Here is a 22,241-nt window from a genome sequence, read left to right on the forward strand (position 1 = left end):
ACCGAGCGCACCCAGCTCGACGGCACCGGCAATGTCAAGGGCACCGGCGTGTTCAAGGACTGGGACATCCAAGCGGTCTACCGCGCCGTCGGCTATCTGTCGCAGAGCATCGCGAAGCTGCCGTTCGATGATCACGCGGGTGTGGTCCCGAACGAGGCGGGCCGGGTGCTGGTCGACGAAGGCGCAGACGGCGCCGCGCGTTTCATGCCTGGTGTTTACGTCACCGGCTGGATCAAGCGCGGTCCGCTCGGATTGATCGGCCATACCAAGGGCGATGCCAACGAGACCGTGGCCTGCCTGCTCGATGACCGCGAGAGGCTCTCGGGCGCAAAGGATCCCGCACCGGAGGCGGTCATCGATTTCTTGACGGGCAAGGGCATCCCCTTCACCACCTGGCAGGGCTGGTATCGCCTCGACGCCCATGAGCGCGCCCTCGGCGAGCCGGAGGGCCGCGAGCGCGTCAAGGTCGTCGAACGCGCGGACATGCTGCGCGCCAGCTTCGCCTGATCTAACCTTCTCGAGAAAGCCGGGTCATCCATGTCGATCACTGCCACGCAACCTTTGACGGAAGAGGGGATTCGGCAGGCGTTGAGCCTCGTCGAGGATCCGGAAATACACCGCCCGATCACCGAACTGGATATGGTCGCATCGATCGCTATCGACGCCGCGAATCACGTCAGTGTTGGAATTCTGCTCACCGTGGCGGCCTGTCCGCTGCGCGAGCGTATGGTCCGAGATATCCGGGAGGCGGTGCTAAAGATTCCTGGAACCAGTTCCGTAACAGTCGAATTCGGCGTCATGACCGACGAACAGCGCACCGCGCTGCGCCGGCGGATTCGCGGTGATGACGAGCCGGTGATCCCCTTTGCGCAGCCCGGTTCACTCACGCGTGTCTACTGCGTCGTATCGGGTAAAGGCGGTGTCGGAAAGTCCAGTGTCACTGTGAATCTCGCCGCTGCCATGGCGGCAGATGGGTTACGCGTCGGCATTCTCGACGCCGATATCCACGGCCATTCGATTCCCGCCATGATGGGTGTCGATGCGCGCCCCACGGCGGTGGACCGAATATTGATGCCACCCGCCGCGCACGGCATCAAGGTCATTTCGATCGGCATGTTCGTCGAGGGCAACGAGCCGGTTGTCTGGCGCGGCCCGATGCTGCACCGCGCGTTGCGGCAGTTCCTCGTCGATGTCTATTGGGGTGATCTCGACGTCCTGCTGGTCGACCTGCCGCCTGGCACCGGCGATATCGCGATCTCGCTGGCCCAGATGCTGCCGACGGCAGAGTTGCTCGTCGTCACGACACCCCAGCAGACAGCGGCCCGAATCGCGGAACGGGCTGGTGCCGTCGCGGCCCAAACGAAACAGCGGGTGGCCGGGGTGGTCGAGAACATGTCCTGGTTCGATGGGCCCGACGGTTCTCGGCAGGCGCTCTTCGGCTCCGGTGGCGGCGCGCTGGTCGGCGAGCGGCTCACCGCGATCCTCGGTGTGAATTGTCCGCTACTCGGCCAGATCCCGTTCGATCCCGACGTATGCGCCACGGGAGATCAGGGCATACCGATGGTGATCACCGATCCGGAATCGACCACTTCGGCAACGTTCCGCGCTATCGCGACCACATTGACCGACAGGCCTCGCGGCATCGCACGGATGAGCCTGGCGGTGCATCCGACCGGCTGATTTCGCTATCGCGGAATGGACGCGATCACACCTTGTGCGGTTGTATGACAGCCGTGATCCGGTTTCGATCCGGTCTGGTGCCACTCGACGAGGTCACCTCATGGGTCGAGCTTCGAGCCCCTGCCGACCACCCGTAGCACGCGGTAGCCGTGTTCCCGAAGACGCGGTCGTATGATCGAGTTCGTAACCAGCTCTGCCCATCGACAGCAGCATATTTGCCACGCCGAACAAGAGGGCTCCGCTTCCTCGCTCGAGCGTTATCCCGGATTCCGACTTGTCAGCCATGGCAATCAGGACACTTCGAGGGGACAGCATTATGCGTACCGAAGGCGATACCTGGGACATTGTGAGCAGCGTCGGCATGACAGCACTCGGTGTCGCGGCCGCACGCGCTATCGAGACGAAACGGCCCGATGCCCTCGTCCATGACGAGTACGCCGCCCAGTTCGTGGTGGCATCCGGCGATTCGGACATGAACCGACTGATCAACGATCCGACGCTGTGGGCGCAGATCCCGTTCACCTCTGGATTCATCGGATATCGAAGCAGGTTCTTCGACGAATTCTTCCTGTCCCCGGCGGCGGACGCGGTGACCCAGGCGGTGATTCTGGCTGCCGGGCTGGATGCCAGGGCCTACCGGCTGGATTGGCCGCCGGGCGCGGTTGTATTCGAGATCGACCAGCCCAAAGTGCTGGAGTTCAAACGTCAGGTGCTCACCGAATCCGGCGCCGTGCCGCGATCGGATCGGCGTGAGGTGGCCGTCGATCTGCGAGGCGACTGGCCTGCGGCGCTCGTCGAGGCGGGCTTCGATCCGACCTCGCCCACCGCATGGTCGGCGGAGGGGCTGCTGCCATACCTGCCAGGCGTCGCACAGGATGCCTTGTTCGCACGGATCGGTCAGCTTTCGGTGCCCGGTAGCAAGGTGGCGGTGGAGACTGTCGGCAAGGGAGTCGATATCGCCCGTATCGCCGAGCAGGAGTCGGAACACTTGAAAGACACTCCGTTCGGCAAGGTCGACCTCGCGTCACTGTTCTACACCGACGAACGCACCGATCCGGCTGAATTGCTCGCCGCCCGCGGGTGGACCACCTCATCCCTGCGCCTGCGGGAACTGGCCGAACGCTACAACCGTCCCGTGGCACCGGTCGCGGAGCCGCTGGCGCAAATGTTCGACAGCACGCGATATCTGACGGCTGTCAAGCCGTTCTGATTCGGCGGCGACACCGTCTCCGGCCGCGTCCACATCTGCGAATTCGACCGGTTGCGAAGCGGCAGTTCACATTTGAACGATGCGATCTACCACGATCGCTACCGGCGAACGGCCTACGGCTGGAGATTCACCGAGCAACTCGCCGCTGGTGGGATCACCGCCGGGACAGAACTGACCGGGCGTGGACGTATCCGTTGCCGAGCTGCACCGGTGATCATGCGGCGCCCACGGGGGCGTCGCACCTACAGGCAACCCTATGGGCAGCATCGCGTTATGTATGGCCTCGTCGAGATCGACGACATCCACCTCGCGAGCGGTCGACCTGAACGCCGCATGCGGCAGTAGAGATGATTGCCCCAGATTCGCTTCTTGCCGAACGAATGCCAGTTGATCGCCGGTGGCGCGTGCGCGCAGCGATACCAGCGGCCCGGTGTCGGCGCGTATGCGGACCCATGCCCCTGGGAGGTGGAGCCCGCTCGGCTTGGGCCCGTACATCGAACGGCATCGCATTGTGCTGGGGCCGCGTCCGTCGAACCTGGTTCGGCGAGCCATGAGCGGGCAGTGTCCGAGATCCACGCGTTCTCGCCCCGAAGTGTCATTTTCGGCGTATTCGACTCTTTCCTCGAGTGTGTCGCTGTAGATTTGCCGGCGATGGGATTTGGATTCAGCCTTGCTTGGCACTAATGCCGCGACAATCCGTGGAGGTCAAGGTCGTGACTCGTCCGTTTCATCTTCGAATCCCCCGCAGCCGGTGCGGCGGTTTGGCCGCTGCCCTCGGTGCATTGGGTGTTGCACTCGCGCTGATGCTGGCGACGACGGCAACCGCAGAACCGCTGTATCCGGTGCCCGATCCCGACCCGTTCTACGCCGCGCCGGCGGATCTGGGCGCGCACCAACCCGGCGACGTCCTCGACGTGCGGGCAATGCCGCCGGTGCCCCTCTTCCCTGGCGCCACCGCCACAATGGTCAAATTCCGGTCGACCGACTCGCACGGCGGGCCGATCGCGGCGACTACCACGATTCTTACCCCCTTCGGCCACCATCCCGACGGGCCGTTGCTGTCATATCAGCATTTCATCAATTCGCTGGGCACCGGCTGCGCGGTATCGCACACGCTGTACAACGGCGATGTGAATCTGGCGGCGACGGCCTCGATGTTGAACGTCATGCTGCAGCAGGGGTGGAGTATCGCGATGCCGGACCATCTCGGACCGCAGTTCGCTCTCGGAGCGGGGCATTTGGGTGGCCACATCGTGTTGGACGGTATCCGGGCGGCGAAACATCTGCCCGAACTCGCGGTGCAGCGCAGTCCTGTCGCGATGGCGGGCTACTCCGGCGGCGGCCTGGCCACTGCATGGGCGGCAGTGCTGCAGCCCTCGTATGCGGCTGAGTTGCGGATCACGGGCGCGGCCATCGGCGGTGTCCCGGTGAATTTGGTGACGATGGCGCAGGCGTTGGGCCTCGAGTCGCACCCGGCCTTCGGCCTGGCCATGGCGACGGCAATCGGTCTGGAGCGGGAATATCCGAACGAAATGCCGACCAGCTTGTATCTGAACCCGCGTGGCATCGCGCTGCGTGACGCCATGGCCAATCGCTGCACCAATGAGATCCTCGCCATCGGAGCCAACGGCAGCGCGCGTGAGTTCGTCACCAGCACTTCGGTCTTCGACAGGCCCGAAGCCCGGACGGTGGCGGAGGACAACAGTCTGGAGCTCTACCCTGCGGTGCCGGAAATTCCCATGTTCGAATGGCATTCGCCGAGCGACCCGCTGATTACGGTCGATGCCATCAACATAACCAACCGCCGCTGGTGCAATGCCGGCGTGCAACTGCAGACCGAGGTGGTGTCGGTGCCCGAGCATTTGTCCGCGGCGGCAGCGGGCGCCCCTGAGGTACTGCGGTGGCTCAACGGCCGGGTTCACGGAGAGCCCGCGCCTGTCGCCTGCTGATATCCCTATCAGATCCTGACGGGGTCGATATCGAGGTGTTCATCCCGCTCTTCGTGTGAGCCGCCCCCTCACCCACGAACTGGCTGAGAAGGGAAGCTCAACGAATTCGGACCCCATTGCGGAAGCAGGTCTTCCGCAATGGGGTCCAGAGTGGTCCTCATGACGAAAACAGCGACTATTCGCCCCTTCCGGATCGACATTCCGCAAGCCGAGCTCGACGAGCTGCGTGCGCGGCTCGCGAGCGCGCGTTTGCCGCATGCGGTGCCCGGTACCGAATCCGATTGGGGGCGTGGGATTGCGCCGGATTACCTGCGGGAGCTGGCCGAGTATTGGCGCAACGGGTTCGACTGGCGGGCGCAGGAGGCGAAGCTCAATGCGTATGACCAGTTCACGACCGAGATCAATGGGCAGATCATCCATTTCTTCCATGTCCGGTCGCCCGAGCCGGATGCGGTGCCGCTGCTGATTACGCATGGGTATCCGAGTTCGGTAGTCGAGTTCCTCGAGCTGATCGGGCCGTTGACCGATCCGCGTGCGCACGGTGGGGATTCGGCGGATGCGTTTCATGTCGTGATTCCGTCGTTGCCGGGTTTCGGTTTCTCCACACCGCTCGCCTCGGCCGGATGGGAGTTGGCGCGCACCACCGAGGCTTTCGCCGAGCTCATGGCTCGGCTCGGCTACGAGAAGTTCGTCGCCCAGGGCGGTGATATCGGTGCGGGCGTGACCGGGCGTCTGGCCGCCACGCATCCGGAGCGGGTCATTGCGACGCATGTGAACAGTGACCGGGGCTCGCTCGGTCTGGTGGGGGAGCAGCTGCCGATGCCCGAGGGTTTGACCGAGGACGAACTCGCCGCCATCGAGGCCGCGCGGGCCCGGTGGAATCAACAGAAGGGTTACCTGGTCCTGCAGACCACCCAGCCCAATGCCATTGCCGCCGCGCTGACCGATTCTCCGATTGCGCAACTGGCGTGGATCGCGGAGAAATTCCAGGTCTGGACCGATCCGGCCCGCGCAACCGGCGAGGCGGTCGACCGTGACCTGCTGCTGACCAATATCAGCGTCTACTGGTTCACCCGCAGTGGCGCTTCGGCCGCTCAATTCCTTTGGGAGACAGCACATTCCGATTTGGATTGGGTGGCATCGTCGGGCGTGCCGCAGGGGTGGGCGGTATTCAATACCGATCCATTGATGCGTCGGGTGATGAACACGGAAGGGTATATAGAGCACTTCAGCGAATACGTGGAGGGCGGTCATTTCGCGGCGCTGGAACAGCCGCAACTCCTCGTGGGCGATATCCGAACGTTCTTCTGGGCCTATCGCGGCTGAGCAGGTGTAATGGGCGGGCGCCGGCTCGCCCCATTACGTCGTCAGGCGTAGGGGCGAGTCTGTCCGTATACGGATGTAGCGGCGATCGCACCGGCCTACCGTTTCGGTATGACTTGGAACGAAGTGAGCACGAGCAGTTACGCCCTGCTGACCACTTACCGGAAAGATGGCACACCGGCCGGTACCCCCGTGTGGGTGGCTCCGGACGGTGAGCGGATTGTGGTGTGGACCAACCCGAAGACCTGGAAGGTCAAGCGGATCCGCCGCAATCCGGCGGTGACACTGCAGATATGCGACGGCCGCGGCCACCCGAAGAGCGAGGAGAAGGTCGCGGGCAAGGCCGAGCTGCTGGATGCGGTGGGAACGCAGCGGGTGCGTGATCTCGTCTCACGCAAATACGGGATCATCGGCACCGTGCTGATTCGCCTGCACAAGCTGTTCAGGGGCGCGGACGGCTCGGTGGGGATCGCGATTACACCGGCGTAGGTCAGGCCGATTCCGCGAGGCTCGCCGAGCGCCAGGTGTCGGCGAGTTCCTGCAGCGGAATCTCCAGGGCCGCCGCCAGCGACACGATCGTCCCGAATGCGGGCGTCGGTAGCCGTCCGGTCTCGATCTTGCGCAGCGTTTCCGGTGAGATTCCGGCCGCCTGAGCAATACGAGCGGGTTCGCGATCGGCGCGCGCGGCACGCAGTCGGGCTCCGAGGCGGCGACCGGCCTCGACCTGGGCGGGAGTCAGCGGAAGTCGGACCATGCGTCCAGACTATGGACGGTATTTAAATACCGCAAGCTCAACCGTTGTACTTCACCCGACCTCTAGCGTCTGGTTGCGTGCGGGTCAGGTGGACGCACGGGTTCGAGGTGCGCGTTCAAAGGAGGGGCGGGTGGAAAGGTGACCGGCAGTTCCGTCAGTGCCCGGTGGAATGGGCCCGGCCGCCATGTCGGCGTGCCGTCCGGTACGTCGAGCCGGATTTCGGGCAGGGCATCGAGGAGCTGGTCGATGGCATCCTGAGCGATCAAGTAGGCCAGGGATTGCGCGGGGCAGGCGTGTGGGCCGATACCCCAAGCCAGGTGGGAGCGATTGCCTGCCAGGTCATCGGTGCGGATCGAAGGATCGTTGTTGCAGGCGGCCATGCTGATGACGACCGGCTGATTGGCAGGCAGCCACACGCCGTCGACAAGGATCGGCTGGCGAGGGTAGGTGATGAGCAGGTTCGCCAGCGGCGGGTCATCGAACAACACCTCATCCAAGGCCTCCCGCGAGGACAGATTGCCGCCCAGGACACTGTCACCGAAACGATTGTCGGTGAGGATCAGCAGAAGGGTATTAACGATCAGGTTCAGTTCGAACTCGATGCCAGTGCCGTAGACCTGCGAAACATGGTGCGACACCTCCACGTCATCCAGCGCGGCCGGATGCTGTTGCAGGACCGAGGTGATGTCGTCCCCGGGCTCCGTTCGTTTGAGGGTCACCAGATTCATCAGTGCCGCGCCGAGCATCTGGCTGCCCTTCTCGGCATCGACCCCCTCGAGCAACGCGGCCGTGCCGGCGGCGACCTGCTGCCCGATCTCCGGCGGGCAGCCGAGCATGGAATTGACGACTTCGAACACCAGCGGGTAAACGTACTGGCTGATCAGCTCCGCGCGGCCGTTCTGGCAGAAGCTGTTGATCAGGGGGGTCGCGATGTCCTCCACGATGTCGTGCATGGCGTAGAGATCCACGGCGTCGATGCTCGCGCTGATCGCCTGCCGATACCGCACGAACTCGGTCCCGGTGCTTCTGCTGGCCATGGGACGCCATTCCAGCAGCGGGAGGATCGGGCAATCGGCGGGGACCGTCTTCTGCCAGGCGCGCGGATCGGCCGGGAAGTGATCGGGATCGTTGAGAATTCGCACTGCGGCGTTGTAGCCGATCACCAGCGTGGCGGGCACGCCGGGCGCCAGTTCGACCGGCGCCAAAGAGCCGTACTGTCTTCGCATTTCACGGTATGCGTGGTGCGGATCGGCGGCGAACTCCGGCGAGTGCAGCGGCATTCGCGGGCCGTCGGAAGCGATTGGCGAGCCGTGGATGACCGGGCACGACTGCGGGCGCACCTGGGACTGCGGCGTACTCAAGAAGAAGACTCCAGACTGTTCGTATTGCAGGTTGCTGTGGACTGCGCTGGGCCGAGCCGCTGCTCCGGAGAGCGCAGTAATCCTGCCGCCTCGGCAGGAACCGGTCAATGGCATAGCGGACAGCAAGGCACTGGAAACCATTCCGGCAGAATCTCTTCACGCACCTGAGCTTCAGGCCGGCGACTACGAAAGTGCGGTAGTCGGCGATGCGCATGGACTGCCGAGGCAGACACGCCGCGATGGTCGGGTGCGGACCTGACGCTGCGCAAGTACCGCACCCGTCTCGGCGGGACTAGACGCCGAGGGCTCCCAACGAATCGTGATCGTCGATCGCGGCGGTGATGCGCTTCAACAGCGTCAGGCATGTTTCGGTCGATTGCATCTTGGGTTGATACGCGGCACGGCCGATCGTGAAAGCCCATGCCGCGTAGGCGAACATGGACTGCTGCCGATACAGCAGCCAGGCGTCGTCGAACGACGGCACCTCGCCGCCGGCGTGCCCGAGCTCGTCCAGGTATGCCTCCAACAGTTCGCGGTCCCACGCACGCCGGTCCTCGGGCTCACATCCGGAGTTGACGGCATAGGCGAAATCGTGCGCCCACCCGCCACGCATCACCACCTGCCAGTCCACATACCCCATTTGCCCGTCGCGAGTCTTGTAGGTTTGCCCGATGTGTGGGTCGCCGTGTAACAGGGTCGCGGGAACGTCGTCGGTCGCGATCGCGATGGCCCGTTCGACACCCGCCCACAACCGCTCGCTCTGCCCGTGCAAGGCATCGGGAACGACCTCTTCCGCCCGGCGCAGGCCGACCTCACAGCGCTTCTTCATATCAATCGCGGCGAGATAAGCGTCGAGCATGTAGGACGGGGTGTTGAGGACCGCGATAGACGAGTCCTCCCAGAATGTGCCGTGTAACCGGGCGAGATTGCGGATCAGATCTTCGATCTGGTCGCGGGCGATGGGGGCGGTCGGCTCGCTGAACACGGCACCTCGCGTTGCGACGATATCCTCCATGAGCGCGATCGACCGCCACGACGACGGATCGGAGGCGCCCCAGTAGCCGATCGGCGCCTCCATCTCGACTCGCGGCCGAAAGTCCCGGAAGAAGCGGGTCTCTCCCTCGATCATCTTGCCGCCGCCGAGCAGTATGCGCTGGCTGAAGGCCGTAGTCGTCTTCGCGAACAGCTCCGTGGGCAATCCCGCCTGGGTGCCCACCTCGTTGTAGTCGACCTGGATCGCGACCCGGGTGGACGTGCCGCGGCTGCCGTTGGACGTGTCGAACGACAGCACCTCGGCATCGGGAACATCGCGACACAGGACCGCTGTCAGCCACTCGGGCGTGATTTCTTCGCCAGAAACCGGGACATCCTCGATGGACCGCGCTTTCGGGCGGGTGATCTTCTCGCCCAGTATATGAGCACTGACCGTGGCGGATCGCCTGAGCAACCAGAGCTTGTGGTTCACGCGCTTGCCTCGATTCCGGAGTACGACAACACTGTCCCGAGCAGCTGGCCGCGAGCGGCCGGGGCCCGCAGACACTACCCCATAATTCCGGAAGACGTTGTACGACAAGGACGTTGCCCAAGTCTCCCGCTCGTCGGCGCAGGCCCTGCATCGCCCGCGCCGGCAGCATGGTCCCGGGCGCGGGTATGTCGCGGTTGGTGTGCGTTCATCGTCGTCGGACTCCGGCTTTACCGAGGCGCAAGTACCGGCCACAGCTGGCGAATCTGCCGGATCGGCGGTTGTGGCGCATCGAAGGCATCGGCGAGTGACGCCACATGTGAGGCCGCAGAAAAACGTGCGTCAGACGAGGTGGCCTGCCTACGAGTGGTATCAAATACTGCAAAGCTCAACTGTTGTACTTCACCCGGAAGGGTCCGCCGACACTGTTGAACAGCAGATCCCCATTCGGAAAGAACTCGACCAGCGCGTAGGCGCCGTTCCCGAGATTGCTCTGTCCGAAGATGGTGCGGTGCACGGTCTTTCCGGTTTTCCAGTCCAGGCCGGTCACCTCCCAGCCGTCGGCCTTGGTGTAGCCGTTGACGAAAACTACGCCGGATTTGCTGCTCTCGGTGGGCACCATGCTCGTGGAGACCACATCGGCACGCGACCACACCGATGACCAGCTGTGGTTGGCCGGATCCCATTGGAACCGCTCGATACCCGACGGTGGCGCGAATACCGGACCGCCCGCGAGCACGTCGACGAGCCGGTCCGGTGCGCCTTGCGGCCGTGCATTGTTGACCACGAATGCGCCATAGCCGTCCACCGCGACCGACTGCTCGCTCTGGATGAATTCGGGCTGTGGATTCAGACCGGCCGTCACCTGGATCTGGTCGGCGATCCGATTGGATGCGGTGCCCGGCTTCGGTTGGAACCCTTCGGGAATGGCGTCGCGCCAGAACGCGACCAGTTTCATCCGGTTGGCGCCGTCGGTGAGCACCACGAGCCGGTCGTCATTGCCGTAGCCCATGAGCGTGGGTGTCGAACCGGTGCCGATGCCGAACTTCACCGCGGGCGGCTGCTGCCCGAAATCGTAGGGTGATGCCCACGCGCCGTCGGTGGCGGCGGTCGAGAGTTTGGATCCGGTCCAGACGACCTTGCGCATGATTTTGTCGGAGGCGGCGTAGATCCCGCCTTTGTCGTCCACGGCCATCGCATTGGACACCACCTCGTCGGCGCCGAAGTGGACCTGCTGCGGTTCGCCCTGCAGGCTGCGGTCGATAATCGATAGCCCGCGGGTGCTGAGCACGGCCAATTTGCCGTCATAGGTCATATTCAGGCCGACGATGGATTCTGGTTGACCGCCGAGACCGGGACCGGTGCCCAGCCAGGGTTTGAAGTCGAGGGTGCGCAGAATCCGTACGCCCGCTTCGGGATTGTTCGCATTCGTCAAGCCGAACACGACGATCTGCGCGTTCTGCGTGACGTAATAGACCCGATTGTCCTTGTCGACGAGGCTGTAGACGCCGTTGGCGATGCGTGTCCAATCGACACCCCAGTCGTTGTGCACGGCGGCGTCGACCTGACCTGCGTCGGTGAAGTTCTGGTCGAGTACCTGGTCGAGTGCTTGCGGCGCCAAGGGTTTCACACCCGGTGCGTCCGCGCGGGCGATCTCGTGGAACATGTCATTGCCGACCTGGGCATAGACCACGCCCTGGGTGGAGGAGACCCACATGTGGTCTGGATCGGTGGCGGCGAGCGTCATGATGTTGACCGGTCCCGAGGTGATGCGCTGCTGCTGCTTCGGGTCGATATGGAATTCGCCCTGCGGCGTTGGGTACGGGAAGGTATCGGATTGGCCCGGATCGATATGGGTGAGCCCATAGGTCGCGGCGGCGAGGTAGGGGTTGCGCGCGGGGCCTGCGGCGGTGCCCGACTGGTTCTCGTTCTTCGCCGAATCGCTGCCGCAGGCGGGGGTTGCCATTGCCACGGCCAGTGCGACGGCGATTACGAGTGCCTTGCGGCGGGGGCTCATCGCTTGCTCCTCAACGTTCGCTATCGGGGGAGTCGATCGGGCGGAACGCATGCCGCTCGGGGCGGCGAACAACGAAACAAACCAGTGCTCTTTCGCGTTCGCGAACATAACACATTGCCTGGTCACGCGAGGTGATTGGTATTTTTATACCGATCACCTATGCTTGGTATTAAAATACCGAGGTGGAGGTTGGTCATGGTGGAGTTGAAGTCGCCGGGAGAGATCGAACGCATGCGGGTGGCGGGGCGCTTCGTCGCCGAGATCCTGACGGAACTGCGTGCGCTGGCTCGCGTCGGGGTGAATCTGCTGGAGCTGGAAGAGCATGTGCAGCAGCGGATTCGGGAGCGCGGCGCGGTGTCGTGCTATTGGGACTATGCGCCGTCGTTCGGGCGTGGTCCGTTCCGCAATACCATCTGCCTCTCGGTGAATGATGCTGTCCTGCATGGACTTCCATTCGACTACGCGCTGCGCGATGGTGATGTGCTGAGTATGGACCTGGCGCTGGGCATCGACGGGTGGGTCGCCGATTCGGCCACCAGCACGATCGTCGGCACCGCGGATGCGGAGGATCTGCGGCTGATCAAGGCCACCGAGGATGCGCTGGCGGCCGCGATCGCGGTTGCCTTGCCCGGCAATCGTATCGGCGATATCTCCGCCGCCATCGCGCAGGTAGCGCGGGCAAATGGCTATCCGGTGAATACCGAATTCGGCGGCCACGGGCTAGGTCGAACGATGCACGAGGATCCGCATGTGCCGAATGCGGGACGTGCGGGCCGCGGGTATGTGCTGCGACCAGGTTTGACCATTGCGATCGAACCGTGGTTCGCGCGCACGACCGACCGGATCTATACCGATCCGGATGGCTGGACGATCCGCTCGGCGGATGGTTCGCGGACCGCGCATTCCGAGCATACGGTCGCGATCACCGCGGACGGGCCGCAGGTGCTGACCGCCGCATAACCAAACTCAATCCGTTTCGGATAGCCAATCCGCGAGATCGGTAGCGGCGCGCAGCTCGGCCGCGACACTCGCGCATTCGGCTTTCGACAGTGGTATGGCCCTGAGTTCGGCGCGCAACTTCTCTGCCCGCTCGGAATCGCCGGTGGCGACGGCCAATTCGGCCAGTGCCGCAAGCACACGCGCCTTATCGACGGCCGATGCTTGCGCGCCGTAGCGACGGAGACCGACCTCGAGTACCCGGACCGCCGTCGCATCGTCATTCTTGAAATCGCGCAGGATCCGGGCATTGTCCAAAACCCTTGCCAGGCCGTCGAGTTCGCGGGAACCGCCGTACTCGACGTCTTCGGGCTCATCGCGCTGGATGTAGATGATGGTATTGCCCACCGGGTCGACCACGCTGAATCTGCTTTGGCCGGGGCGGAATCGGGTGATGCGCGGGCAACCCTTCGCGGGGACCTTCCCGTAGCGCTTGCGTAGTGCCGCGGTGAATGCGCCGTGTCGCTCGGCGACATCGTCGAGCATGATCAGGCAGCCGACCTGTTCAGTGGGGAGTTCGATGCTCGGCGGTGCGGCTGCGAAATGGACCGCGCAACCATTGGCCTCGATCGCGCCGTAGGCGTATGGCCTGGTCTGCTCGTGGGTCACCGTATAGCCCAGCGTTCGATAGAAGTCGAGGGTGTCCTTCAGATCGCCGCTCCACAACACCGGAACCGCTGTATTGCTTGTCATCGCCCCTGCCTTATCGCGGTAATCAATTTTGAGTACCCGAGGTTAGGGCGGTGAAATGCTGGAAGTCAAATTTGAGTAGTATGGCGTTTCGGGAGAAGGGATATCCGAATGTCGGCTGTGCGTCTGCTCGTCCTCGGCGTGATGCGGTTGCGTCAGCCCACCTATGGCTACGCCGTGCGTCGCGAACTGCTGTCCTGGCGTGCCGAAACCTGGACAAATGTGAAGCCGGGGTCGATCTATCACGCGCTGAAACAGCTGACGCAGGAAGGCAAATTGAGTGCGTTCGGAACCCAGGGGAGTACCGAGGGGCCGGGGCGGACGCTGTTCGAACTGACCGAGGCGGGGGAGGCCGAGTTCCGCAAGCTCATGGACGAGGCGCTGGTCAGCGTCGATATGGAAGAACTCGGTGCGGGTATCGCGTTCATGGACGCGCTGCCACGGGCGCACGTCATCGAGAGGTTGCGCGAACAACGTCGCAATGCCGCGGCGGTTCGCGACGATCTGCTCGCCATGATCCCGAGCTTCCCCGGCCGGCACGAACCGCCGCATGCCACCGATCTACTCGAGCTGTGGAGCGGCGTGTTCGACAACCTGTCGAACTGGACCGGTGGCGTGCTCGAGCGCCTGGAGGCGGGTGAATACCGGATGTCGGACTAGTGGCAGGTCGCGCCCGCTGGTCAGATGGCGGATAGGCTGCCCGCATGACCAACACGCTGGGTGCGGTCGGCAAGGCCGACTACGTGCTGCTGACCACCTTCCGCAAGGACGGCACACCGGTCGGCACCGCCGTCTGGGCCGCCGAGGACGACGGCAAGCTGTATGTGTGGACCGAAACCAACAGCTGGAAGGTCAAGCGGCTGCGCAACAATCCCGCCGTCACCCTCCAGGCGTGCAACCCGTCGGGTAAGCCGCGCGGTGAAGTCATCGAAGGCACCGGCCGGGTGCTCGATGCCGCCGAAACCGAACGGGTGCGCAAGCTGATCAAGAAGAAGTACTGGCTCCTCGGCCCGATTCTGGTGACCGCGAGCAGTATTCGCCGCGGCAAGTCCGGCACCATCGGCCTCGAGATCACCCCTGTCGGGTAATCAGGTCGCCTGGCTCACCGAGGACATGTGGAAGTCCGGGATGCGCAAGGGCGGCATGGCGGTTCGGGTGAACCAGTCCTTCCATTCACGGGGCAGGGTGGTTTCGGTGGCACCCGCTTCGGTGGTGCGGCGCAGCAGGTCGATGGGGCTTTCGTTGAAGCGGAAGTTGTTGACCGCGGCGGTGACTTCGCCGTTCTCGACCAGATAGACACCGTCACGGGTGAGACCGGTGAGCAGCAAGGTCGCGGGATCGACCTCGCGGATATACCAGAGCGTGGTGAGCAGTAGGCCGCGCTCGGTATCGGCGATCATCGCCTCGATGCTCGCGCCGGAGCCGCCGGTCAGCAGTAGATTCTCACCGGGAACCGTGGTGGGAGCGTCGAATTCGGCCGCGGTCGCACGCGGATAGACCAGCGATTCGATGACGCCGTCGCGCAGCCAGTCCACGCGCCGGGCCGCAAGACCGTTGTCGAAGACCGACAGCGATTCCGAGGACGACGAAGTCGCCACGAACGGACGATATTCGAGTCCGCCCGCGCTTGGATCGGAATACAGCGTCAAGGGAATATCGCTGAGCCGCTCACCGATTCGAGTGCCACCCGCCGTGGCGAAAGCACTGTGCCCCTCGTGTGCGCCACGGCCCTCCATGGACCACGCCAGATAGATCATCAGGTCCGCGACCGCCGAGGGCGGCAGCAGGGTTTCATAGCGACCCGCAGGCAACTCGACCCGGCGCTTGGACCAATCCAAGCGCCGCGACAATTCGGTGAGCAGCGCGGGTACGTCGACATCGGCGAAGTCCGCGGTGCCGACACCGACCCACGCACTCGCGAGATCCGCACCCTCGCCACGCTTTCCATTGATCTCCACCGAACCGGTCGGCTGCACGAAGCGCCGGCGAATACCGGTGGAGGTACCCAGCCACGTCGTATGCATCTGGTGGTAGGCGAAACCGTAGAGCCGATCAGCGCCGTCGAATCCGCCTGCCAGGTCGCGTGCGAGGTCGGTGAAGATTTCGATCCCGGTGCTGCCGGGTGCGGCCGCCCACTCACTCCCGGCGTCCGGCAGACCATCTGAATCCGGCGTCAGCAGCGGCATCGCATCCTTCGCGGGTTCGGCGGTGCGGGCCGCCGTCTCGCTGGCGCGGACCACCGCCTCGATCTCCGCCGGGTCGACACTGGTGGAGCTGACGCTGCCGACGCGCGCGGAGTTCGGGCCGTCGCGGAAGATCGAAATGACCGCCCAGTCCCGGGAAATCGAGGAGCCATTGGTAGTCATCGAGTTGCCCGCCCAGCGCAGCGATGCCTCGTGTGCATCGGTGACGATGACCATCGCCTCGTCCGCGTGCGAGAGTGCCAGCGCCTGCTCGACGACCGCCCCTGCGGGCATCATCACCTCGATCACTGACCTGCCTCCGTCCGGGTGTTGAGAATGTTGATGCCGCGCACCAGGATCGACGGGCAGCCGTGGCTGACCGCGGCGACCTGACCGGGTTGGGCCTTACCGCAGTTGAACGCGCCGCCGAGGCGCCAAGTGGACGGACCGCCGACTGCCTCCATCGCACCCCAGAAGTCGGTGGTGGTGGCCTGGTAGGCGACATCGCGCAGCTGGCCGTCGAGCTTGCCGTCGCGAATGCGGAAGAACCGTTGGCCGGTGAACTGGAAGTTGTAGCGCTGCATATCGATCGACCACGACTTGTCGCCGACGATATAGATGCCGTTCTCCACCCGCGAGATGAGTTCGGCAGTGCTGGTGTCGTTTTCGGGGTCCGGTTGCAGCGAGACATTGGCCATGCGCTGGATCGGCACATGGTGGGGTGAGTCCGCGTAAGAGCAGCCGTTGGAGCGTTCGAGGCCCAGGCGGGGGGCGAAGACTCGGTCGAGTTGATAGCCGACCAGAATTCCGTCGCGCACCAGATCCCAGCGCTGTCCGGCGACGCCCTCGTCGTCATAGCCGACCGAGGCCAGACCGTGCACCTCGGTGCGGTCACCGGTGACGTGCATGATCGGCGTTCCGTACTTCAGGGTGCCGAGCTTTTCAGGGGTCGCGAACGAGGTACCCGCGTAGGCCGATTCGTAGCCGATGGCGCGGTCGTATTCGGTGGCGTGGCCGATGGATTCGTGGATGGTCAGCCACAGGTTGGTCGGGTCGATCACCAGGTCGGTGGGGCCCGCCTCGACGCTGGGCGCCTTCACCTTCTCGGCCAGCCAACCCGGGATCTGCGCGAGTTCCGCACTCCAGTCCCAGATTCCGTCCGCGCCGGTGACGTACTCCCACCCGCGTCCGGCCGGTGCGGCGAGGGTGCGCATGGTCTCGAAAACACCCGCCGCCGCGTCCACGGTGATCGCCTCGAGCTGCGGATGCAGGCGCACGCGCTGCTGCGTGATCGCGGAACCCGCGGTGTCGGCGTAGAAGGTCTGCTCCTTGACCTGCAGTACCGAGGCGGTGACGTGATCGACACCGTCGGCGGCCGACAGGCGGCTCGAATAGTCCTGCAGCACAGCGACCTTATCGGCGGTCGGAACCGTGAACGGGTCCAGGTGGTAGGCCGAAATCCAATGCACATTGTCGTATCGCGGCTCGTCGGCGAGTTCGACGCGCTCACGATTGAGGGCGCGCAGGGTCGTCGCCACCGTGACCGCCCGCCGCGCCAGCTCGGCAGCGGTCTCCGGGGTGAGCGCGGCATGTGAAGCGAAACCCCAGGTGCCGTCGACGATCACGCGCACGGCGAAGCCGAGGTCGGTGGCATTGCTGATCGCCTCGACCCGCCCATCGCGCAGTCGGATCGACTGGGTGACCAGTCGATGCACCCGCAGATCGGCGTGCTGCGCGCCCGCCGCACGCGCCGCGGACAGGGCAGCGTCGGCGAGCGCGTGCAGTGGTAACGCAAGGAATTCGGCGTCCACGTCCTTGGAAGTCGCGATGCTCACCAGACCCAACCTAGTCGGTCGCGCTGATGAGCGCCGCTTCCGATGCGTTGACGCAGACCTTGCGGACATGCATCGACTGCAATGCCGCACGATATGCCCAGCGGCGCAGTTCTAGACCATGGCCGCAGGGGTGGCGGCGACGAGTCCGCCATCGATGAGCAGGTCCTGTCCATTGATGTATGACGCCTCGTCGGAGGCGAGAAAGGCGACTGCTGCGGCGACTTCTTCCGAGGTTCCGATGCGCCCGGCCGCCACTGTGGAGATGGCGGCGGCCTGTACCTCCGGCGACGCTTCCGCATAGAACGCGGGAGTCCCCGTGTAACCCGGGCTCACCGAGTTGACCCGGATTCGCCTGGGTGCCAGTTCGGCCGCCAATGTCCGAGCCAGGTTGTGCACCGCCGCTTTGGTCGCCGAGTAAAGCGCCGCGCCGGGCCCGCCCCGGTGCAATGCGAATGATGCGTTGATCACGATCGTGCCGCCATCGGCCAGCATGGGGACGGTCTGCTGGATGGTGAAGAACGCGGCCTTGAAATTGATATCGACGACTCGGTAGAACTCGGCCTCGGTGATATCGGCGACCGCCTGGAATGAACCGACACCCGCATTGGCGAAAACCACGTCCAAGCGTCCGTAACGGTCCCGGATCGCGGTCGTCAACGCCGCCAGATCGGCGAGATTCGCTGCGTCGCCGGGTATCCCGAGGACGCGATCGCCACCGTTCAGCTCTTCGACCGCGGCGTCCAAGCGGGACTTGTCACGCCCGGTGATGGCAACCCGCCCACCCTCGTCGAGCAACCTGCGCGCGGTGGCCAACCCCATACCGCTGGTTCCGCCGGTGATCAGCGCGATCTTGTCGTCGAATCGGGAATTGCTCGGCATGGCACGACCTCTCATACAGTTGAATAGTTCGATAACATATGAACAGTTCGACTGTATGTCAACAATCGAGTAATCTGCTCCGCGTGATGACGGCACATCCCGAGCGGGATCGGATCGAGTTGGCGAATGTGTTCGCCGCACTGGGAAATCCATTGCGGCTGCAGATCGTTCGCGTCCTCGCGGATGGGGCGGAACACACCTGCGGTTCGATCGTGGACGGTGTGCCCAAATCGAATCTGACACACCACTATCGGGTGCTGCGCGATGCGGGCATCATCTGGCAACGTCCGGCCGGCCGGGAAACCTTGCAGTCGTTGCGCCGTGACGATCTCGACGCCCGATTCCCGGGTTTGCTGGATTCGGTGATCGACGCGGCCCGCCGGGATGAATCGCACGCGACTCGAATTTGATCACGGTTTGGCAGCATGGCGCGCGCGAAAGTCGTGGTTACCGTACCCAAGTCGGGTTATGCCGTACTGTGCCCGCGTGCCGCCATCCGCCCTCCGTGATCGCAAACGGGAACGTACCCGCCGTGCCCTCCTCGAGGCAGCCGTCGAACTTTTCGAGAACAGAGGTTATGAGGAAACCACGGTGGCCGACATCGCCGCCGCGGCCGAGGTCGGCACCCGGACCTTCTTCAACTACTTTGCCAGCAAGGAAGAGTTGCTCTTCCCGGAACAGGACGAACGGGTGCGCGCCGCGGTGGCGGCCATCGCGAGTCGTCGGCCCGGCGAGCGGCCGGTGGAGGTGCTGCTGCGCGCGTTGCGGGCGGCCGGCGACAATCCAGGTGAACACCTCGTCGATGACCTGAGTGCGCGCATTGCCGCACTGCGCGCACAGGTGTCGCGCACCGTGCCCGCGGTCAGCGGACGGGCCGCGCATGCGCAACTGGTCGCGCAGCGGGAGATCGCGAGGCAGTTGCATATGGCATTTCCCGCCGAATTGGACGATGTCGGCGCCGCCGCATTGGTCGGTGCCGTGGTCGGAGCGGTCTCCGGTGCGTTGACGGTGTTGTTCCAGAGTCCGGTGGCCGGAGTGGACGGCGAGCGGTTGCACCGCCAGATCCACGAAACGACCTCACGGGTGCTGCAGCCCTGGCTCGCCTCGAATGCCAAGATGCATGCCGGACCTATGCACTGATCGCCTCACCCGAATTGCTGCCAGCCCAACCGGATCACCATGCCGGTGACAACCACCAGCAGTACCACGCGCACGAACTCCCCGCCCTTGCGTAAGGCCATGTGCGAGCCGATGATCGCGCCCGCCACATTGCCGACCGCCATGGCCGCGCCCAGCGCGAACATAATGTGGCCGGTGACGCCGAAGAAGATCAGCGCGCCGAAATTGGATCCGCAGTTGATCACCTTCGCCATCGCGGCCGCGCGCACGAATTCGGTACCGAGCAGGGTGGCGAAGGTAATGATCAGAAAGGTGCCCGTGCCGGGGCCGAGCAGTCCATCGTAGAACCCGATCAACCCGGCGGCCAGGGCGATCACGAGGACGAACTTGCGCCGCGTCGGTGGGTGCGTGGCCAGGGTGATGCCGATCGACGGGCGTAGCGTGACGAACACCGCGACGCCGACCAGCACCACCATCACGATCGGGATGAACAGGTCGCGATCGATCAGGGATACCGCTGCCGCGCCGGTCGCTGCGGTGACCGCCGCGATCGCCGCTGCTGGCAGCAGCGTGCGCCACCGCATGGGAACTTTGCGCGCGAATGTGATGACCGATGCGCTGGTGCCCGCGACCGCGGCGAGCTTATTGGTGCCGAGTGCGGTCTGTGGTGCGATGCCCGGTGCGACCAAGAACAGTGTCGGGAGAATGATCAATCCGCCGCCGCCGACCACCGCATCAACCCAGCCCGCGGCGGTCGCGGCCGTTAGCAAGGCCGCCCAGTCTGCAAAATCCACCCGGCCAGCCAACCAGATGGTTGGATCGGGCCCGTCCGCACCTAGGCTGATGGTCGTGCGCCGGTTCAGTCTGTGGCTTCGCGGCAAGCCCCTCATCTCGGACTCGATGCTGGCCGCCGTACTGATGCTGCTCGAGATTCTCGGGGTCGGCAATTCCGATAGCAAGCTGGCCTACCTCGGAATCGGGGTGCTTTTGCCGGCACCGGTGGCGTTTCGGCGGCTGTACCCGCGAGCCATGGCGGCCGCGATGCTCGGACTATCGATCGCCTCGACGTTGGTGAGCTACGCGTCCGAGGACAACGCCGACCACATCGCGCTGCTCGGGCTCGGCATCATGCTGTACACGCTGGTCGCGTATGTCGGTCGCAAGGAAGGACTTTGGTACGCGCTCGGCCTGATCGCCGACTGCACCAGCTCATTTTTCTTGTTACACAAGCCATCCGGATCTGATCTGATCTTCACCGCGATGTTCTACGCGCTGTGCTGGACGCTGGCCGAGTTCATCGGCGCGCGCCACGCCTATGACCAAGAGGTGGCGGCGCGGCTGGCGGTCGCCGACTACGACCGGGAACGCCGCGCGCACGATGCCGTCGCCGCCGAACGCACCCGCATCGCCCGCGAACTGCACGATGTCGTCGCCCATGCGGTGAGTGTGATCATCGTGCAGGCCGACGGGGCGAAGTACGCACTGCGCCGCGATCCTGACTCGGCCGAACGAGCCTTGACCACGATCGCGAGCACCGGTCGCGAGGCCTTGCGGGAATTGCGGCGGACCGTCGCGCTGCTGCGCATCGAGCATGCTCCGGATCAGTTGCCGCAGCACGGAACCGCGGGCCTGGCGAAGGTGGTCGAGATGATGCGCGATACCGGACTCGCGGTGGAACTCGAAATGACCGGCGAGTTGGACGATATCGCCCCGGAGGTGAGTCTCGGCACGCACCGCATCGTGGCGGAATCGCTGACCAATACGCTGCGCCACGCGGGCTCGCACCCGAAGGCGTGGGTGCGCGTGCAGCGCCGCGAAACCGATGTGGCCATCGAAGTCACCGATACCGGCGGGGTTCCCGTGCAGGAGCAGGCCGCGAGCCCGATAGTCGGCGGTGGTATGGGATTGGTCGGCATGCGTGAACGCATCGCCGTACTCGGCGGCACGCTCGAAGCGGGCCGCACATCCGATGGCGCGTGGCGGGTATACGCGACTATCCCGCTGGTGCGCGGAAACGAAAACGGTTAGCCGCAGGCCTGTTTCGCGGCCGCCCGCACTGTGCGAAAAACACGCTGGACGATGCCGATAGATTAGGGACGTGCCGATTACCGTTCTCGTTGTCGATGATCAGGAACTCATGCGCATGGGGTTGAAGATGGTGCTCGGTGCGCACCCGGACATCGAGGTGATCGGGGAGGCCGAGAACGGGGCGGCCGCGATATCCCGGGCCAAGGAGATGCGGCCGGATGTGGTGCTGATGGATGTGCGGATGCCGGTCGTCGACGGGGTATCGGCCACGCAGCGTATCGTCGAGGCCGGTGACGGCTGCAAGGTGCTGGTCATGACGACCTTCGATCTCGATGAACACGCATTGGGTGCGCTGCGAGCTGGCGCGAGCGGATTCCTGTTGAAGGACACGCCGCCCGAGGATCTGGTCTCGGCGATCCGAAGTGTGGCGGGCGGTGACGCGGTGGTGTCGCCGAAGGTGACCAAGCGACTGCTGGACCGGCTCATCGCCGACGACCCCGGTGGCATGCGGGATCCGGCGATACTCGAGGTGCTGACCGCGCGTGAACGCGAGGTGCTCGAGCAGATCGCGGCGGGGCGGTCCAATGCCGAGATCGCCGAGCAGTTGTACCTATCCGAGGCCACCGTCAAGACGCACGTCGGGCGGGTGCTGACGAAACTCGGTCTGCGCGACCGGGTTCAAGCCGTAGTACTGGCCTACGAAACCGGGTTGGTGCGGCCGGGCGGCTGAGGTCTCAGCCAGCTATCAGGCTGGA

21 protein-coding genes and 1 pseudogene are annotated in these 22,241 nt (G+C 64.6%); 13 read left to right on the forward strand and 9 right to left on the reverse strand.

Annotated elements, in window-relative coordinates:
* The 6 genes and pseudogenes from AB0J47_RS20600 to AB0J47_RS20625 form a co-directional block, all read left to right on the forward strand.
* Nucleotides 1-507: pseudogene (locus AB0J47_RS20600) on the forward strand (pyridine nucleotide-disulfide oxidoreductase); the annotation flags it as partial.
* A gap of 30 nt (nucleotides 508-537) precedes the next feature.
* Nucleotides 538-1,680: an Mrp/NBP35 family ATP-binding protein gene (locus tag AB0J47_RS20605; protein WP_364347927.1), complete on the forward strand. Its 1,143-nt coding sequence runs from the start codon at nucleotides 538-540 to the stop codon at nucleotides 1,678-1,680.
* A gap of 316 nt (nucleotides 1,681-1,996) precedes the next feature.
* The gene (locus AB0J47_RS20610; protein ID WP_364347930.1) at nucleotides 1,997-2,890 is read left to right on the forward strand and encodes a class I SAM-dependent methyltransferase; all 894 of its coding nucleotides are present in this window, start codon (nucleotides 1,997-1,999) and stop codon (nucleotides 2,888-2,890) included.
* 782 nt (nucleotides 2,891-3,672) lie between these two features.
* Nucleotides 3,673-4,839, forward strand: coding sequence for a lipase family protein (locus tag AB0J47_RS20615; RefSeq protein ID WP_364347933.1), 1,167 nt, complete (start codon nucleotides 3,673-3,675; stop codon nucleotides 4,837-4,839).
* A 159-nt stretch (nucleotides 4,840-4,998) separates the two neighbouring features.
* The gene (locus AB0J47_RS20620) at nucleotides 4,999-6,165 is read left to right on the forward strand and encodes an epoxide hydrolase family protein (RefSeq protein ID WP_364347936.1); all 1,167 of its coding nucleotides are present in this window, start codon (nucleotides 4,999-5,001) and stop codon (nucleotides 6,163-6,165) included.
* A gap of 108 nt (nucleotides 6,166-6,273) precedes the next feature.
* On the forward strand, nucleotides 6,274-6,651 hold the full coding sequence (locus AB0J47_RS20625) for a PPOX class F420-dependent oxidoreductase (RefSeq protein ID WP_364347939.1): 378 nt from the start codon (nucleotides 6,274-6,276) through the stop codon (nucleotides 6,649-6,651).
* A gap of 1 nt (nucleotide 6,652) precedes the next feature.
* Here the strand turns inward: AB0J47_RS20625 and AB0J47_RS20630 are convergent, their stop codons facing one another.
* The 4 genes from AB0J47_RS20630 to AB0J47_RS20645 form a co-directional block, all read right to left on the reverse strand.
* Nucleotides 6,653-6,916 carry a helix-turn-helix transcriptional regulator gene (locus AB0J47_RS20630; RefSeq protein WP_364347942.1) on the reverse strand — a complete coding sequence of 88 codons (264 nt, stop codon included), beginning with the start codon at nucleotides 6,914-6,916 and terminating at the stop codon, nucleotides 6,653-6,655.
* 62 nt (nucleotides 6,917-6,978) lie between these two features.
* Complete coding sequence (locus tag AB0J47_RS20635) at nucleotides 6,979-8,196, reverse strand: cytochrome P450 (RefSeq protein ID WP_364348439.1); 1,218 nt, start codon at nucleotides 8,194-8,196, stop codon at nucleotides 6,979-6,981.
* A gap of 373 nt (nucleotides 8,197-8,569) precedes the next feature.
* The gene (locus tag AB0J47_RS20640) at nucleotides 8,570-9,742 is read right to left on the reverse strand and encodes an aminoglycoside phosphotransferase family protein (protein WP_364347945.1); all 1,173 of its coding nucleotides are present in this window, start codon (nucleotides 9,740-9,742) and stop codon (nucleotides 8,570-8,572) included.
* A 385-nt stretch (nucleotides 9,743-10,127) separates the two neighbouring features.
* Complete coding sequence (locus AB0J47_RS20645; RefSeq protein WP_364347948.1) at nucleotides 10,128-11,756, reverse strand: hypothetical protein; 1,629 nt, start codon at nucleotides 11,754-11,756, stop codon at nucleotides 10,128-10,130.
* 195 nt (nucleotides 11,757-11,951) lie between these two features.
* On the opposite strand from AB0J47_RS20645, the gene map reads away from it, so the two are divergent.
* The gene (gene map, locus AB0J47_RS20650) at nucleotides 11,952-12,716 is read left to right on the forward strand and encodes a type I methionyl aminopeptidase (RefSeq protein WP_364347951.1); all 765 of its coding nucleotides are present in this window, start codon (nucleotides 11,952-11,954) and stop codon (nucleotides 12,714-12,716) included.
* A gap of 6 nt (nucleotides 12,717-12,722) precedes the next feature.
* Here map and AB0J47_RS20655 read toward each other — a convergent pair whose 3' ends face one another.
* On the reverse strand, nucleotides 12,723-13,445 hold the full coding sequence (locus AB0J47_RS20655; protein ID WP_364347954.1) for a glyoxalase: 723 nt from the start codon (nucleotides 13,443-13,445) through the stop codon (nucleotides 12,723-12,725).
* Nucleotides 13,446-13,553: 108 nt separating this feature from the next.
* Here AB0J47_RS20655 and AB0J47_RS20660 point away from each other — a divergent pair, with 108 nt between their 5' ends.
* Both AB0J47_RS20660 and AB0J47_RS20665 read left to right on the forward strand, forming a co-directional pair.
* Nucleotides 13,554-14,102: a PadR family transcriptional regulator gene (locus AB0J47_RS20660; RefSeq protein ID WP_364347957.1), complete on the forward strand. Its 549-nt coding sequence runs from the start codon at nucleotides 13,554-13,556 to the stop codon at nucleotides 14,100-14,102.
* Between the two features lie 44 nt (nucleotides 14,103-14,146).
* Nucleotides 14,147-14,530 carry a PPOX class F420-dependent oxidoreductase gene (locus AB0J47_RS20665; protein WP_364347960.1) on the forward strand — a complete coding sequence of 128 codons (384 nt, stop codon included), beginning with the start codon at nucleotides 14,147-14,149 and terminating at the stop codon, nucleotides 14,528-14,530.
* Here the strand turns inward: AB0J47_RS20665 and AB0J47_RS20670 are convergent, their stop codons facing one another.
* The 3 genes from AB0J47_RS20670 to AB0J47_RS20680 form a co-directional block, all read right to left on the reverse strand.
* Complete coding sequence (locus AB0J47_RS20670; protein ID WP_364348442.1) at nucleotides 14,531-15,922, reverse strand: TldD/PmbA family protein; 1,392 nt, start codon at nucleotides 15,920-15,922, stop codon at nucleotides 14,531-14,533.
* 8 nt (nucleotides 15,923-15,930) lie between these two features.
* The gene (locus AB0J47_RS20675; protein WP_364347963.1) at nucleotides 15,931-17,460 is read right to left on the reverse strand and encodes a TldD/PmbA family protein; all 1,530 of its coding nucleotides are present in this window, start codon (nucleotides 17,458-17,460) and stop codon (nucleotides 15,931-15,933) included.
* A 111-nt stretch (nucleotides 17,461-17,571) separates the two neighbouring features.
* Nucleotides 17,572-18,339, reverse strand: a complete 768-nt coding sequence (locus AB0J47_RS20680; RefSeq protein ID WP_364347966.1) for a glucose 1-dehydrogenase — start codon at nucleotides 18,337-18,339, stop codon at nucleotides 17,572-17,574.
* A gap of 86 nt (nucleotides 18,340-18,425) precedes the next feature.
* Here AB0J47_RS20680 and AB0J47_RS20685 point away from each other — a divergent pair, with 86 nt between their 5' ends.
* Together AB0J47_RS20685 and AB0J47_RS20690 are read left to right on the forward strand one after the other, a co-directional pair.
* Complete coding sequence (locus tag AB0J47_RS20685) at nucleotides 18,426-18,749, forward strand: helix-turn-helix domain-containing protein (protein WP_364348445.1); 324 nt, start codon at nucleotides 18,426-18,428, stop codon at nucleotides 18,747-18,749.
* A 76-nt stretch (nucleotides 18,750-18,825) separates the two neighbouring features.
* Nucleotides 18,826-19,479, forward strand: a complete 654-nt coding sequence (locus AB0J47_RS20690) for a helix-turn-helix domain-containing protein (RefSeq protein ID WP_364347969.1) — start codon at nucleotides 18,826-18,828, stop codon at nucleotides 19,477-19,479.
* A 5-nt stretch (nucleotides 19,480-19,484) separates the two neighbouring features.
* Here AB0J47_RS20690 and AB0J47_RS20695 read toward each other — a convergent pair whose 3' ends face one another.
* Nucleotides 19,485-20,252, reverse strand: coding sequence for a TSUP family transporter (locus AB0J47_RS20695; RefSeq protein WP_364347972.1), 768 nt, complete (start codon nucleotides 20,250-20,252; stop codon nucleotides 19,485-19,487).
* A 55-nt stretch (nucleotides 20,253-20,307) separates the two neighbouring features.
* On the opposite strand from AB0J47_RS20695, the gene AB0J47_RS20700 reads away from it, so the two are divergent.
* Nucleotides 20,308-21,486 (forward strand): histidine kinase, encoded by a 1,179-nt coding sequence (locus AB0J47_RS20700; RefSeq protein WP_364347975.1) that lies wholly within the window; start codon nucleotides 20,308-20,310, stop codon nucleotides 21,484-21,486.
* 70 nt (nucleotides 21,487-21,556) lie between these two features.
* On the forward strand, nucleotides 21,557-22,216 hold the full coding sequence (locus AB0J47_RS20705; RefSeq protein ID WP_364347978.1) for a response regulator transcription factor: 660 nt from the start codon (nucleotides 21,557-21,559) through the stop codon (nucleotides 22,214-22,216).
* Nucleotides 22,217-22,241 lie beyond the last annotated feature (25 nt).

The sequence above is a fragment of the Nocardia sp. NPDC049737 genome (genome assembly GCF_040674755.1).
GTDB lineage: Bacteria > Actinomycetota > Actinomycetes > Mycobacteriales > Mycobacteriaceae > Nocardia.